Source organism: Comamonas sp. 17RB, assembly GCF_030056555.1.
Taxonomy (GTDB): Bacteria; Pseudomonadota; Gammaproteobacteria; order Burkholderiales; family Burkholderiaceae_C; genus Comamonas; species Comamonas terrigena.
Genome location: NZ_JASHHY010000001.1, coordinates 216,558 through 230,951 on the forward strand (window position 1 = coordinate 216,558; position 14,394 = coordinate 230,951).

Genomic DNA, 14,394 nt, shown 5'->3' on the forward strand with positions numbered 1-14,394 from the left:
GGCACACCTCCTCAAGGCACAGGCCTTCCCGCACCGTCCACGGGGAATGGCCGCTGACACACAGGGCTGCCCCCACCTTAATCGGCCCGCCTTGTATCCGCACTACGAAAAAACGCTAGTGCACCGTGCTGCACCGCACCCGCCGGATGGCATGGCGGTGCAGCAGGCCCCTCTGCGCGGCCCCGCAAAGAAAAAAGGGAACCCGAAGGGTTCCCTTTTTTGGAGGCTTAAATCCTCAGTCCACCAGACCCACGAACACGTGTTGCACGTCGTCGTCGTTCTCCAGACCGGCCAGGAAGGTCTGCACTTCTTCCTGCGCTTCGGCGGACAGGCTGCCCATGCTGACGGGGTTCTTGGCCTTGTAGCCCAGCTTGGCGGACAGCACCTTGATGCCCTGGGCCGGCAGCGCCTTGGCCACGGTGTCCAGGTCGGTGGTGTCGGTGATGAACAGGGTCACGCCCTCTTCTTCGCCGGCTTCAAAATCCTGGGCGCCAGCTTCGATGGCGGCCATTTCCACGTCGGCGCCGCCTTCGGCTTCACCTTCGATCATGCCCACATGGTCAAAGTCCCAGGCCACGGCCGTCAGCTGGCCCTTGCGGAAGCACACGCGCATATTGGGGGCCGTGCGGTTGGGGTTGTCGGTCAGGCACTCGACCATCACCGGCACGCGCTGGGGGCCGTAGCCTTCGAACAGCACGCTGGAATAGTTCACCGCATCGGCGCCGGCGCCGGAGCCCTTCTTGATCGCACGGTCCAGCGTGTCCTTGGGCATGGAAGCCTTGCGGGCCGCTTCAATGGCCATGCGCAGACGCGAATTGGAGCCGGGGTCGCCGCCGCCCAGACGGGCCGCGACGGTGATTTCCTTGACCAGTTTGCCAAACAGCTTGCCTTTGGCATCGGCGACCAGGGCCTTGCCCTTGGCTTTCCATTGCGCGCCCATGGGTGCGATTCCTTTGTATGCAGGGATGTAGAGGGGAACAACAAAGGCGCGTCCAGGAACTCCATGGCCGCGCCTTCGGTCAAGCGCCGCAGCGCTCTGTGCAGCCGACTTTATACACCCGCTGGCCCGGTGCGGGCGTGTGCTGCCGCAGCGATCCACGGCGGCGACTCGGATTTTTTACCGCTGCGCCCCTCCGGCGCCGCCCCATCCGCACCCCGGCGGGCGTATTCCCCGGCACGCCGCAGGCGCAATCCGCAAGGCGTCCACCGCGCGGCCGCCACAATGGGCCGACCTGCGTCCTGCGACATACCCTGTGCTTTTGGAGTGCCCATGACCCATCCCCGACCGTTTCCTTCCCCCTTTTCACTCCCTTTTTCCGGCCCTGATTCCTGGCCGACCTCCCGCCTGCGCCTGCTGCGGCCCGCACTGTGCCTGGCCGGTGCCCTGGGCGCCAGCATGGCGCTGGCCCAGCCCGTGGGACCGTCCAAGCCGGCCACCACGCCCAGCACCGCCGCCGCACGCGCGCTGCAGGCGGTGACCGTGGCCCAGGGCCTGGAACACCCCTGGGCACTGGCCTTTTTGCCCGATGGCCGCTACCTGGTGACCGAGCGCCCCGGCCGCATGCGCGTGGTGCAAAGCGATGGCCGGCTGAACCCGCCGCTGACCGGCGTGCCGCCGGTGGTGGCGCGCGGCCAGGGTGGCCTGCTGGACGTGGTGCTGGACAGCGGCTTTGCCCAGAACCGCCAGCTGTATTTTTGCTACAGCCAGCCCGGCACCGGCGCGGATGCCGGCAAGAACGGCACCGCCCTGGCCCGTGCCACGCTGAACGCCGACGCCACTGCCCTGCAGCAGGTACAGGTGATTTTCGAGCAGCAGCCCAAGTACGACAGCGCCCTGCACTTTGGCTGCCGCATCGTGGAGCGCATGGTGAACGGCAAGCCGGACGGCAGCCTGTTCCTGACGCTGGGCGAACGCTCCCTCTACAAGGAAGAGGCGCAGAACCTGCGCAGCCACCTGGGCAAGATCGTGCGCGTGGGCAAGGACGGCAGCATCCCCGCCGACAACCCCTTCGTTGGCCGCGCCGATGCCCTGCCCGCCATCTGGAGCTGGGGCCACCGTAGCCCGCAGGGCGCGGTGCTGGCCCCCGACGGCCAGCTGTGGATGCACGAGCACGGCCCCCAGGGCGGCGACGAAGTCAACCGTGTCCAGTCCGGCAAAAACTACGGCTGGCCGGTGATCACCTATGGCGAGAACTACGGCGGCGGCAAGATCGGCGCCGGCATCACCCGCCAGAACGGCATGGAACAACCGCTGCACTACTGGGTGCCGTCGATCGCACCGTCCGGACTGGCCTGGGTCAGCAGCAGCCGCTATGGTGCGGACTGGCAGGGCTCGCTGGTGGTGGGCGCGCTCAAGTCGCGCATGCTGGAGCGGCTGAAGTTCGACGGCGACCGTCTGGTGGCCCACGAAAAACTGCTGCCCGGCCTGGGCCAGCGCGTGCGCGATGTGCGCCAGGGCCCGGACGGCTGGCTGTATGTGCTGACCGATGCCCCGGATGGGCAGTTGCTGCGCTTGACAACGACGACACCGTAAGCGCGTGAAGGGGCGTGCCTGTGCCCGCCCCCTATCGGCCGCAGGCGCCGCAGGGACGGCCGGCCTTCATGCCGGCTCCAGAATGCCCTGGCGCAGCAGCCGCTGCGTCTCCTGCGCCGGCACGGGGCGGCTGAGGATGTAGCCCTGGGCCGCATCGCAGCCGGCGGTCTTCAGGTAGACCAGCTGGTCGCGCAGCTCCACCCCTTCGGCCACTACCCGCATCTTCAGGTTGTGGGCCAGCGTGATGATGGACGTCACCAGCACCCCGGCCTCGGGGCTTGAGCGGATGTCGTCCACAAACGAGCGGTCCAGCTTGATGGTGTCGATGGGCAGGTGGCGGATCTGGCTCAGGCTGGAAAAACCAGTGCCGAAGTCGTCCAGGCCGATGCGCATGCCCATGCCCTCCAGCTGGTTGAGCACCCGCACCGCCAGGTCCACGGGCTCTACCAGGCAGCTTTCGGTGATTTCCAGCTCCAGGTCGCTGGCCCGCACGCCGTACTGCTGCAGATAGGTGGCCATGCGCGTGGGAAACGCCGTGTCGCGCAGCTGCAGGGCCGACACATTGACGGCAATCGGCACCGTGTCCAGCCCCTGCTGGCGCCAGGCCGCCGCCTGCTGGCAGCAGGCGCGTATCACCCAGTCCCCCAGCTCGGCGATCAGGCCGTTCTTCTCGGCCAGGGCAATGAATTCTCCGGGGTAGATCAGCCCGAAAGCCGGGTGCTGCCAGCGCACCAGGGCCTCGAAACCTTCGATGCGGCAGTCCTCCAGCCGCACCTTGGGCTGGAAATGCAGCACCAGCTGCTCGCCGGCAATGGCCTGCGCCAGCTCGCGCTCCAGCTGCCAGCCGCGGTCGTCGGCCGGGTTGAGCTGGGTGTCGTAATAGGTGGCACGCCCCCGCCCCGCGCGCTTGGAGGCGTACATGGCCATGTCCGCGTGCTGGCACAGCGTGGCCACGTCATGGCCGTCGCGCGGGAAGAAGGCGATCCCGATGCTGGGGCTCAGCTGCAGGCTGTGCCCGTCCAGGCCCACATAGGGCTGGCTGAGCTGGGCCACCAGCTTGCTGGCCAGTTGGTCCATGTCGGCCAGCTGCTCCATGGCGGTGACCAGCACGGCAAACTCGTCGCCCCCCATGCGGCCGATGATGTCGCTGCCGCGCACCAGGGAACGCAGGCGCTGGGCCACGGCCTGCAGCAGCAAATCGCCCACATGGTGGCCCAGGCTGTCGTTGATCTGCTTGAAGCGGTCCAGGTCCAGGTACAGCAGCGCGTAGTGCTTGGGGCTGCGCCGCGCCAGCGCCAGGTGGCTGGCCACCAGCTCGTTGAACATGCGGCGGTTGTGCAGTCCCGTCAGGTGGTCGCTGCCCGCCAGCTCCAGCGCACGGATTTTTTCCTGCTCCAGCTGCTCGATCAACGACTGGTTCTTGGCGTCTGCCACCGACAGCGCCTGGAACAGGTGGTGCTGCCGCCCCAGCACCCGGGCCAGCGCCAAGGTGGCCAGCAAGGTGATGGCCGTCAGCAGCGCCAGCAGTCCCCATGCACGCCGGCTGTTGGCGCGGTGCTCGGCCAGCAGCCGGGGCAGGTCCTGGCTGACGACCACGGTGAACGGGGTGCCGGCATTGCGCCGCCAGCTGACCAGATGCAGCTGCTGGTCGTCCAGCCGCAGCCGGCCATGGCCCTGCACACCGGGCTGCTGGGCCAGCACCGCCTGACGCTGACCGGGCGGCGACGCCAGCAGCGCATGGTCTTGCATGGCCGCCAACACGCTGCCATCCGGCGCCAACACCTGGATGTGGGTGCCCGTGTGCATGTCCGCCCCCCGGTACGGGCCCAGGAAATGCACCAGATCGATGGCCTGCAGCAAAAAGCCGCCTGGCGACGGCACCTGGCTCAGCGCATCCCCCTGCGCCGCCCAGGCCGGCGGCATGCCCAGCAGCAGGGACACAGGTCGCACGTTGGGCGTGTCGGGAACGAATTCCTTGCCCCCTGGCAACACCGGCAGCACCTGCACCTGGCGCGCGGCCGGGCTCTGCTGGCGCGCGGCACTGCGCAACAGGGCCGGGTCCACCAGCGGCAGCTGCGCCACGCCGTCCTGCACCGGCGTGGAGCTGAGCAGGCGCTCGCCCTGCGCGTCCAGCACCGCAAAGCGCAGCAAGGTGGGGTCGGCCGCCTGCATGGCCAGCAGGCGGCGGCGGGTCTGGGCCACCTCCTGCGGTGCACCGTCCAGCGCCTCCGCTGCAATCAGGGCCATCAAGTGGCCTTTGTCCACCGCCTGCACCAGGCTCTCCTGCAGGCTGGCCGCCACGGCAGCCTGCTGGCTCAGGGCAGCCTCCCACAGCTGGTCCTCCTGCGACTGCAGGCGTTGGCTGGTGAACCACCAGGACAGCGCCAGCGCGGTCAGCACCAGCACCGGCGGCGCCCAGCGCAGCAGCGGCCAACCGGAAATAGCGCCCCCCACACGGCCCAGCGCCGCGCCATAGAACCCACGGGGCCCGGCCCACAGGCGTGCGGCGGCAGGGAAAGAAGATGAAACAGTGGTCAAGATCACAAAGGGAGCGTTGCGCGTGCGCCGATTGTGAAAACTTCTTGTTACACGCCGGTGACGATCGGCACGCCCTGTGCGCCGCGCGACAATGGCGGCGTCCAAGACCCATGACATCTGCCCTGAGGGAGAACTTCCATGCTCAACGCCCTGTGGCTGGGCTTTTTTGTGATTGCCGCCGTGGCCGCAGCCGCGCAGTGGCTGCTGGGCGGCCAGGCCCAGGTGTTTGCCAACATGGTGCAGGCGCTGTTTGCCATGGCCAAGCTGTCGGTCGAAGTGATGGTGCTGCTGTTCGGCACGCTCACACTGTGGCTGGGCTTTCTGCGCATTGCCGAACAGGCCGGCGTGGTGCAATGGCTGGCCAAGGTGCTGGGTCCGCTGTTTGGCAAGCTGATGCCCGAAGTGCCGCGCGGCCACCCGGCGCTGGGCCTGATCACGCTGAACTTTGCCGCCAACGGCCTGGGGCTGGACAACGCCGCTACGCCCATGGGGCTCAAGGCCATGCAGGAGCTGCAGACGCTCAACCCCCGGCCCGACACCGCCACCAATGCGCAGATCCTGTTCCTGGTGCTCAACGCCTCGTCGCTGACGCTGCTGCCGGTCACCATCTTCATGTACCGCATGCAGCAAGGCGCGCCCGACCCCACGCTGGTGTTCCTGCCGATTCTGCTGGCCACCAGCTGCTCCACGCTGGCCGGCCTGCTGGCCGTGGCCCTGGTGCAGCGCCTGCCGCTGTTCAGCCCGGTGGTGCTGGCCTATCTGCTGCCGGTGGCCCTGGGCCTGGCCGGCTTCATGGCGCTGCTGAGCACGCTGAGCGCCGCCGCGCTGGCCAGCCTGTCGGCGCTGCTGGGCAATCTGACCTTGTTCGCCCTGGTGCTGCTGTTCGTCTGCCTGGGCGCCTGGAGGAAGGTCGCCGTCTACGACAGCTTCATCGCCGGGGCCAAGGAAGGGTTTGACGTGGCCAAGGGCCTGCTGCCCTATCTGGTGGCCATGCTCTGCGCCGTGGGCGTGTTCCGCGCCTCGGGCGCGCTGGGCTATGCGCTGGACGGCATCCGCTGGGTCGTGGACGTGCTGGGCATGGACACCCGCTTTGTGGACGCCCTGCCTACGGCCCTGGTCAAACCGTTTTCCGGCAGCGCGGCGCGTGCCATGCTGATCGAGACCATGCAGACCCAGGGCGTGGACAGCTTTGCCGCCCTGGCCGCCGCCACCATCCAGGGCAGCACCGAAACCACCTTCTATGTGCTGGCCGTGTACTTTGGTGCCGTGGGCATACAGCGTGCACGCCACGCCGTGCCCTGCGCCCTGATTGCCGAGCTGGCCGGTGTGGTGGCCGCCATCGTGGTCTGCTACCGGTTCTTTGGCTGAATCACATCCTCCGGACGGGCCCCGCGCCCGCCGGAGGCACCCTCCAGGCGTACTGCACAGGTCACCTCACATCCACGGCAGAGGTGTGTAGGCCACCGCAGGCACAGCCCTGATGACCCAAGCCGCCGGTGCACCGCCCTACTTGCCCCCGCCGAACAGCGAGCGCTCCTGCTGCCGCTGGCGGCCCACCTCGGCGGCATTGCCGCAGTCGGCGGCAATCCATTGGGCGGAAGCGGTGATGATCAGCTGGCCCTGCGGGATCTTCAGCTCGGTGCGGGTGCTCAGCCGCTCGGGCGTGATGACCGATGCCACATGGCTGCCCTGCCCCCGCGGCTCGGTACATTTCAGCTGGCCGCGCACAAAATCGGCACCGCGCTCCTGCAGGGTGAAGGTGCAGCCCTCCTGCTGCTGGCGCTCGACCAGCCGTGCCAGCTGGATCTGGTCGGGCGGCACGCACAGCAACTGGCTGCGCCCCCGGTCCACCACCACCCCCGCGCTGCGCAGGTTGTCCTCCAGCATGCGGCGCACGCCGGGCTCCATGCCCAGCAACTGGGTTTCCAGCTGCTGGTTGATCTTCTGCATGTCCACCGTCTGCCCGCTGCTCTGGCGCAGTTGCGACTGCCGGCCTTCGAACTCCCACAGCCCGGGGCGCACCGTCTGGGCCTGGACCTGTGTCAGTACCACCCCCAGGCACACTGCCCCTGCGGCCATGCGCCATCCCGTCGCGCCAAGCGGCCGCACGGCCGTAGCCATGCGCGGCAACCACGTCAGGAACAAAGGACAGGACATGGAAACCGACTATAGAAAAGGCGGGCCTCCAAGGGAAATCCTATAAGACAAATGGCCGAATCAGCGTGGCCCGGCCCCCACACCCCGCCGCGGATGGCCCTGGATGGTTGTGGGGTGGTGGCGGCGCCGGGGCATGCCTGCCCACCCGCTCACATCTCCGGAACAATGCTTTCGGCGTAGTCGTACAGCATGCCCAGGATCTCCTCCCCCTGCTCGCTGGCGTTTTCCGACAGATCGTCAATCTGGGCAAACATCTGCTCGGCCGTGCGGGTACCGCCCTGGCCTTCCACCAGGAAGGCTGCACGCAGCTGCTCCCAGCGGACCTGCTCCTGCGGGTTCAGCGTCTGCGGCCAGTTGCGGGCACGCCAGCGGAACACCAGCTCGGGCAGGCGCTTGTCGTCAAAGCCCATGCGGCTGACCGCCAGCTCCTGCGGGTTCAGGCCGCGCAGCTGGTTCAGGTGGCGGCGGTCGTTGGGGCCGACAAAGCCGTTGTACAGATCCTGGTCCACATCCTGCGGGCCATGGCCGTCCTGGCGCTGGTACACCTGCTTCCATAGCGCACTCATGTCCGGCAGCGCGCGTGCGGCCACGGCATGTTCGATGCACTGCGCCATGTCCAGGCCCCAGCGGGCCGCCATCTCGGGCGACAGCGTCTTCAGATTGCGCACCACCATCGGCGACTTGTTGATGTGGATGCTCTTGATCGGCAGGCGCTGCACGCCTTCCGGCAGATCGGCCTGGCGCGTGAACAGGCGCAGGCGCAGCTGCTCGGCGTCCAGGCTGGCCAGCTCGGACGGGTCGGCATTCAGGTCCCAGCAGATCACCTCGTTCTTGTTGGTCGGGTGCTGGGCCAGCGGCCACATCATGGCAATGCAGCCGCGCTCGGGGCGGATCATGCCGCTCACGTGCAGAAAAGGCCGCGCATCGACCTGCACGGCAGGCAGGCCCATCTCGTGCAGCACCCGGTCCTTCTTGCGCAGGGCAAAGGCAAATTCAAACAGCTTGGGCTGTGCCTGGCGGATCAGCCGCGCCAGCGCAATGGTGGCGCGCACGTCGCTGAGCGCATCGTGGGCCTGCGCGTGCAGCAGGCCGTTGGCGCGGGCCAGATCTTCCAGCTTGAAGCTGGGGCTGCCGTCTTCCTTCTTCGGCCACTGGATGCCGTCCGGGCGCAGCGCGTAGACCATGCGCACCACATCCAGCAGGTCCCAGCGGCTGCAGTCGTTCTGCCATTCCCGGGCATAGGGGTCGATCAGGTTGCGCCAGAACAGAAAGCGCGTCACCTCGTCGTCAAAGCGGATGGTGTTGTAGCCCACGCCCACGGTGCCCGGCTGGCTGAACGCGGCTTCGATGCGGTTGGCAAACTCCACCTCCGGCACGCCCTCTTCCAGGCATTGCTGGGGGGTGATGCCGGTGATCAGGCAGGACTGGGGATCGGGCAGGTAATCCGGGGCCGGCTGGCAGTAGAACATCAGCGGCTCGCCGACTTCGTTGAGCTCCATGTCGGTGCGGATGGCCGCAAACTGCGCCGGGCGGTCATAGCGGGGATTGGCACCGAAGGTCTCGTAGTCGTGCCACAGAAAAGTGAGGGAAGCGGATTCAGCCATGGGGGCGAGTATGCCTGCAAGCGCAGGCGCTCCCGGCCTGCCGGGCGCTGCGCTGCACCGTGTCGGGCATCGGCAACGCCCCCGCCCCAGTCAGCCGTGTCCGTTCTATCAGCCGCCCTCGGCCCCCAGCCCCTGGGCCAGCGCCTGCAAGGACTGTCCCACATCGGCCTGCAGCTTGGCCGCCAGCAGCGCATCGGCCCGTGTGCGTCCCTGGTTGATGGCCAGCACCGGCAGCCCGGCAGCGGCCGCCGCCTGCACAAAGCGAAAGCCCGAATACACCATCAGCGAAGAACCGGCCACCAGCACCCCATCCACCTGGGCCAGGGTGTCCAGGCCGCGCTGCACCCGCTCGCGCGGCACGCTCTCGCCAAAGAACACCACATCGGGCTTGAGCACGCCGGTGCCGCAGTGCGGACAGGGAGGAATGCGGAACTCGGCAAACGGCAGTCCGTCGAGATCGGCATCGCCATCCGGTGCGGTACGGGCCTGCAGCTGCACCCAGTCGGGATTCAGGGCCTCCAGCGCGCGCTGCCAGTCGGTCCGCGCAAAGCGGTGGCCGCAGTCCAGGCAGCGCACGGTGTCGATGCGGCCATGCAGATCCAGCACCTTGCGGCTGCCGGCGGCGCTGTGCAGGCCGTCCACATTCTGGGTCAGCAGCAGCTGCACATGGCCGGCGTCCTCCAGCGCCGCCAGCGCATGGTGGGCGGCCCCGGGCCGGGCATGGCCCATCACCCGCCAGCCCACCAGGCTGCGCGCCCAGTAGCGCTGGCGCACCAGCGCATCGCCCATGAAGGCCTGGTAGGTCACGGGTTGCGGGCGCTTCCACTGCCCGGCCTGGTCGCGGTAGTCCGGAATGCCCACCTCGGTGCTGCAGCCTGCACCGGTGATCACCAGCCAGCGTGGGTGCTGGCGCGCCCAGTCCAGCAACTGCGCGGGCGTCGCGGCGGGCACATCGACCGGCTGGTCTCTCAAAGCGTAGTGCATGGTGCGTTACAGCAAGGGGGAACACAGCCGCGCGGCGGAATCGAACAGCCGCTGCCAGAACGGCTGCGGCCGTGCATAGCCCACGCGGCGTGCCAGCTTCAGGTCTTCCTGGAACTGGGTGGCCAGCTTGCCGTTGAAGGCTTCGCCATAGGCAATGGCGCAGACCTCGTAGTTCAGGCGAAAGCTGCGGTTGTCGAAATTGGCCGTGCCGATGATGCCCATGAAGTCATCCACCAGCATGGTCTTGGAATGCAGCATGCTGGCCTGGTACTCGAACACCTTCACGCCGCAGCTGATCAGCTCGTCGAAATAGGACCGTGCCGCCGCCGTCACCAGCTGCGAATCGGATTTTTCGGGCACCAGCAGGCAGACATCCACCCCCCGCAGCGCCGCATTGGTCAGCGCCAGCATGCTGGCTTCGGTGGGCACAAAGTACGGCGTGGTCAGCCACAGGCGCTTGGCCGCGGCATGGATGGCCGCCACATGCACGCGGTGGATGGCTTCCATGCTGCTGTCCGGGCCGGACGCCATAATCTGCACCACCTGCTTGCCCTCGGGCAGCTCCGGCAGGATGTTTTCGAAGTCGCTGGGTTCGTTGCGGCGGTTGTAGTCCAGCGCATAGGCCCAGTCTTCCAGAAACACGGTCTGCAGCCAGTTGACCACCGGCCCCGCCAGGCGCACATGCACATCGTGGTAGGCGTCCGGCAGAATGCGGCGGTCTTCCTCGTCGGTGATGTTGACGCCGCCGGTGTAACCGATGCAGCCGTCGATGACCACGATCTTGCGGTGGGTGCGGAAGTTGATCACCGGCCGCACGCGGCGGCCCAGCTTGGTCGGGTGGAACAGGGCAAACTCTGCCCCGGCCTCTTCCAGCGGCTGGTAGTGCTGGCGCCCCAGATTCTTGGAGCCCAGCGCATCCACCAGCAGCCGCACCTTCACGCCGGCACGGGCTTTTTCCTGCAGCAGCGCCAGCAGCGCCAGCCCGGTCTTGTCAGGCTCGAAGATGTAGTACTCCAGGTGCACATGGTGGCGGGCCGCACGCACCGCGTCCATGATGGAGTCGAAGGTGGCCGCCCCGCCCACCAGCAGCTCCACCTCGTCGGCCGTGCTGATCGGGAAATGGGTGGACGCCGTGACCAGCTTGACCACCTGCTGCAGCCGGTCCGGCGCCTGGGGCACTTTCTCGCGCAGGCGGGCAATACTGCTGCGCGCACGCGACTTGCGCCGGCTGCGCAAGCGCCGCAGTCGCTGGCGCTTGAGCCGGCGTGGCCCCAGAAAGTAGTACACGCCAATCCCGACCACCGGGATCACCGCCATGGACAGCAACCAGCTCAGCGTGGCCACCGGCGCGCGGCGCTGCAGCAAGATCCAGACCCCGACCACCACCACATAGGCCGTCCAGACCACGGACAGCAGCAGCATCAGGTTGTGGTGCGTGAGGTACGACGCAATCCAATCCACACAAAGCTCCCAGGAGACAGGCGCACGGCACGCCCACAAGGCCGAAGCGGCGCAGGCAGACTGCACCGTGGCAGGCCAGAGTATGCCGACAAATCCGCCGTGCCAGTGTCAGCACCGCGCCGCCAGCCAGGCTGCACCACCGCGCCTGCAGACACAAAAAAACCGGCAGACCTGCTGCCGGTTTTGTCGCACGCTATACGCACTGGAACTGCATCAATCCGCTGCAGCAGCCTCTTCCGGCTCGGCCGGCTCCGACTTGCTGCGCTCCTTCTTGGGCAGCGGAGAGATGTCCAGCTGGACATCGCCCTTGCCTTCGTTGGCGTCGGCAATCCAGTCCACCTCCAGGCGGCCACCGTCGGTCAGGCGGCCGAACAGCAGTTCGTCGGCCAGCGAGCGGCGGATGGTGTCCTGGATCAGGCGCTGCATCGGGCGGGCGCCCATCAGCGGATCGAAGCCCGTCTTGGCCAGGTGCTTGCGCAAGGTGTCGGTGAACGTGACTTCCACCTTCTTCTCGGCCAGCTGCTGCTCCAGTTGCAACAGGAACTTGTCCACCACGCGCAGGATGACCTGCTCGTCCAGCGGCTTGAAGCTCACCGTCGCATCCAGGCGGTTGCGGAACTCGGGGGTGAACAGGCGCTTGATGTCGCCCATTTCGTCCCCGGCCTGGCGCGGGTTGGTGAAGCCGATGGTGGCCTTGTTCATGGTCTCGGCACCCGCATTGGTGGTCATGATGATGATCACGTTGCGGAAGTCGGCCTTGCGTCCGTTGTTGTCCGTCAGCGTGCCGTGGTCCATGACCTGCAGCAGCACGTTGAAGATGTCCGGGTGTGCCTTCTCGATTTCATCCAGCAGCAGCACGGAGTGCGGCTTCTTGGTGATGGCCTCGGTCAGCAGACCGCCCTGGTCGTAGCCCACATAGCCGGGAGGCGCGCCGATCAGGCGGCTGACCGCATGGCGCTCCATGTACTCAGACATGTCGAAACGGATCAGGTCCACGCCCAGGATGTAGGCCAGCTGCTTGGCGGCTTCCGTCTTGCCGACGCCGGTGGGGCCGGAGAACAGGAAAGAGCCGATCGGCTTTTCCGGCTTGCCCAGACCCGAGCGGGCCATCTTGACGGCCGATGCCAGCACTTCCAGGGCCTTGTCCTGGCCGAACACCACACTCTTGAGGTCGCGCTCCAGCGTCTGCAGCTTGCTGCGGTCGTCGTTGGAGACATTGGCCGGCGGAATGCGGGCGATCTTGGCCACGATCTCTTCGATCTCGGCGCGGCCGATGGTCTTCTTGCGCTTGCTGGCCAGCTGGATGCGCTGGGCAGCACCGGCTTCGTCGATCACGTCGATGGCCTTGTCCGGCAGATGGCGGTCGTTGATGTACTTGGCCGACAGCTCGGCCGCAGCCTGCAGTGCGGCCGTGGCGTACTTCACGCCGTGGTGCTCTTCAAAGCGGCTCTTGAGGCCCTTGAGGATGTCCACGGTTTCCTGCACGGTCGGCTCGACCACATCCACTTTCTGGAAGCGGCGGGACAGCGCAGCGTCTTTTTCGAAGATGCCGCGGTACTCCGTGAACGTGGTCGCGCCGATGCACTTGAGCTGGCCGCTGGACAGCGCCGGCTTGAGCAGATTGGACGCGTCCAGCGTGCCGCCCGATGCCGCACCGGCACCGATCAAGGTGTGGATTTCGTCAATGAACAGGATGGCGTTGGGCTTGTCCTTGAGCGACTTGAGCACGCCCTTGAGGCGCTGCTCGAAGTCACCGCGGTACTTGGTCCCGGCCAGCAGTGCACCCATGTCCAGCGAATAGACATTGGCTTCGGCCAGCACCTCGGGCACCGTGCCCTCGGTGATGCGCCATGCCAGGCCTTCAGCGATCGCCGTCTTGCCCACGCCAGCCTCGCCCACCAGCAGCGGGTTGTTCTTGCGGCGGCGGCACAGGATCTGGATCGTGCGCTCGACTTCGTACTCGCGCCCGATCAGCGGATCGATCTTGCCGTCCTTGGCCGCCTGGTTCAGGTTCAGCGTGTACTGCTCCAGCGGCGAGGCCTTTTCATTGCGGTCGCTGCCCATGCCCTCATCGCCGTCCATGGGCGTGTCTGCCTTGGCCGGTTCCGGGGGTTCGCTCTTCTTGATGCCGTGGGCAATGAAATTGACCACATCCAGGCGCGTCACACCCTGCTGGTGCAGGTAGTACACGGCATGGGAGTCTTTTTCGCCGAAGATGGCCACCAGCACGTTGGCGCCGGTCACTTCCTTCTTGCCATTGCCTGTGGACTGCACATGCATGATGGCGCGTTGGATCACCCGCTGGAAGCCCAGCGTGGGTTGTGTATCCACTTCCTCGGTACCAGCGACCTGAGGCGTGTTGTCTTTGATGAAGTTGGTCAGCGAAGCACGCAGGTCATCGATGTTCGCAGAGCAGGCACGCAAGACTTCCGCCGCGCTGGGGTTATCCAGCAGGGCAAGCAGCAGGTGCTCCACCGTGATGAATTCGTGGCGCTGCTGACGCGCCTCGACGAATGCCATGTGCAAGCTGACTTCCAGTTCCTGGGCAATCATGTAGTGGCTCCTTTGCGCTTGCCAGTTGTGTAAATCTACTCTGAAATCGGGGCGATCGGCAGTTATTCAATAGGCTCGCTGACAGCCTGCAGCGGATGACCGGCCTTGTTGGCTGCCTGTAACACCTGTTCCACCTTGGTGGAGGCCACATCGCGGGAATACACCCCGCAAACGCCCCGACCGTCCAGGTGGATCTTGAGCATGATCTGGGTGGCCGCCTCGCGGTCTTTTCCAAAAAATTCCTGCAACACCACGATCACGAACTCCATCGGGGTGAAATCGTCGTTGAGCATCACCACCTGGTACATCGGTGGCGGGGCGACCTTCTGGGTGCGCCGCTCCAGCACGACCGAACCACCGCCCTCTTCGCGTGGAAGCTGGGGCTTGGGAGGTTGAATAGGAGGTTGTTCGGTAGCCATGGAATTCATTGTAGCGACGGCTTCGGGCGTATTTTGAGTCGCCTTCAGACCAAAAACAGAGGGACGATATGCAAGCATTTGTAGGACAGCACAAGCTCTCCTACCAACGGTGGCATGGCGTACAGATAAGGCCAATGGTAGCGCC

10 protein-coding genes are annotated in these 14,394 nt (G+C 66.6%); 2 read left to right on the top strand and 8 right to left on the bottom strand.

Features of this window, described 5'->3' with window-relative positions; all coding sequences use genetic code 11:
* Positions 1-235 precede the first annotated feature (235 nt).
* Entirely contained in the window at positions 236-940 is a 705-nt protein-coding gene (locus tag QM470_RS00940) for a YebC/PmpR family DNA-binding transcriptional regulator (RefSeq protein ID WP_066532334.1), read from the bottom strand.
* A gap of 456 nt (positions 941-1,396) precedes the next feature.
* Between QM470_RS00940 and QM470_RS00945 the strand changes: the two genes are divergently transcribed.
* Positions 1,397-2,533 carry a PQQ-dependent sugar dehydrogenase gene (locus tag QM470_RS00945; protein ID WP_502846796.1) on the top strand — a complete coding sequence of 379 codons (1,137 nt, stop codon included), beginning with the start codon at positions 1,397-1,399 and terminating at the stop codon, positions 2,531-2,533.
* Between the two features lie 66 nt (positions 2,534-2,599).
* Here QM470_RS00945 and QM470_RS00950 read toward each other — a convergent pair whose 3' ends face one another.
* Complete coding sequence (locus QM470_RS00950; RefSeq protein WP_283337805.1) at positions 2,600-5,071, bottom strand: putative bifunctional diguanylate cyclase/phosphodiesterase; 2,472 nt, start codon at positions 5,069-5,071, stop codon at positions 2,600-2,602.
* A gap of 138 nt (positions 5,072-5,209) precedes the next feature.
* Here QM470_RS00950 and QM470_RS00955 point away from each other — a divergent pair, with 138 nt between their 5' ends.
* A complete protein-coding gene (locus QM470_RS00955; RefSeq protein ID WP_283337806.1) occupies positions 5,210-6,439 on the top strand; it encodes a spore maturation protein in 1,230 nt (409 codons plus the stop codon).
* Positions 6,440-6,577: 138 nt separating this feature from the next.
* On the opposite strand, the gene QM470_RS00960 is transcribed toward QM470_RS00955, so the two are convergent.
* The 6 genes from QM470_RS00960 to clpS form a co-directional block, all read right to left on the bottom strand.
* Positions 6,578-7,150 (bottom strand): DUF3617 domain-containing protein, encoded by a 573-nt coding sequence (locus tag QM470_RS00960; protein WP_283337807.1) that lies wholly within the window; start codon positions 7,148-7,150, stop codon positions 6,578-6,580.
* A gap of 227 nt (positions 7,151-7,377) precedes the next feature.
* Complete coding sequence (sbcB, locus tag QM470_RS00965) at positions 7,378-8,832, bottom strand: exodeoxyribonuclease I (RefSeq protein ID WP_283337808.1); 1,455 nt, start codon at positions 8,830-8,832, stop codon at positions 7,378-7,380.
* Between the two features lie 108 nt (positions 8,833-8,940).
* Positions 8,941-9,816, bottom strand: coding sequence for an NAD-dependent protein deacetylase (locus tag QM470_RS00970; protein WP_283337809.1), 876 nt, complete (start codon positions 9,814-9,816; stop codon positions 8,941-8,943).
* 6 nt (positions 9,817-9,822) lie between these two features.
* Complete coding sequence (cls, locus tag QM470_RS00975; RefSeq protein WP_283337810.1) at positions 9,823-11,277, bottom strand: cardiolipin synthase; 1,455 nt, start codon at positions 11,275-11,277, stop codon at positions 9,823-9,825.
* A 213-nt stretch (positions 11,278-11,490) separates the two neighbouring features.
* On the bottom strand, positions 11,491-13,830 hold the full coding sequence (gene clpA, locus QM470_RS00980; protein WP_280010719.1) for an ATP-dependent Clp protease ATP-binding subunit ClpA: 2,340 nt from the start codon (positions 13,828-13,830) through the stop codon (positions 11,491-11,493).
* Positions 13,831-13,892: 62 nt separating this feature from the next.
* Positions 13,893-14,258, bottom strand: coding sequence for an ATP-dependent Clp protease adapter ClpS (gene clpS, locus QM470_RS00985; protein WP_066532383.1), 366 nt, complete (start codon positions 14,256-14,258; stop codon positions 13,893-13,895).
* Positions 14,259-14,394 lie beyond the last annotated feature (136 nt).

What these genes read in the sequence shown, in the direction of transcription:
- sbcB (WP_283337808.1), bottom strand. Translation starts at nt 8,832, where the DNA reads ATGGCTGAATCCGCTTCCCTCACTTTTCTGTGGCACGACTACGAGACC.
- clpS (WP_066532383.1), bottom strand. Translation starts at nt 14,258, where the DNA reads ATGAATTCCATGGCTACCGAACAACCTCCTATTCAACCTCCCAAGCCC.
- QM470_RS00955 (WP_283337806.1), top strand. Translation starts at nt 5,210, where the DNA reads ATGCTCAACGCCCTGTGGCTGGGCTTTTTTGTGATTGCCGCCGTGGCC.
- QM470_RS00940 (WP_066532334.1), bottom strand. Translation starts at nt 940, where the DNA reads ATGGGCGCGCAATGGAAAGCCAAGGGCAAGGCCCTGGTCGCCGATGCC.
- clpA (WP_280010719.1), bottom strand. Translation starts at nt 13,830, where the DNA reads ATGATTGCCCAGGAACTGGAAGTCAGCTTGCACATGGCATTCGTCGAG.
- QM470_RS00945 (WP_502846796.1), top strand. Translation starts at nt 1,397, where the DNA reads ATGGCGCTGGCCCAGCCCGTGGGACCGTCCAAGCCGGCCACCACGCCC.
- QM470_RS00960 (WP_283337807.1), bottom strand. Translation starts at nt 7,150, where the DNA reads ATGGCCGCAGGGGCAGTGTGCCTGGGGGTGGTACTGACACAGGTCCAG.
- QM470_RS00970 (WP_283337809.1), bottom strand. Translation starts at nt 9,816, where the DNA reads ATGCACTACGCTTTGAGAGACCAGCCGGTCGATGTGCCCGCCGCGACG.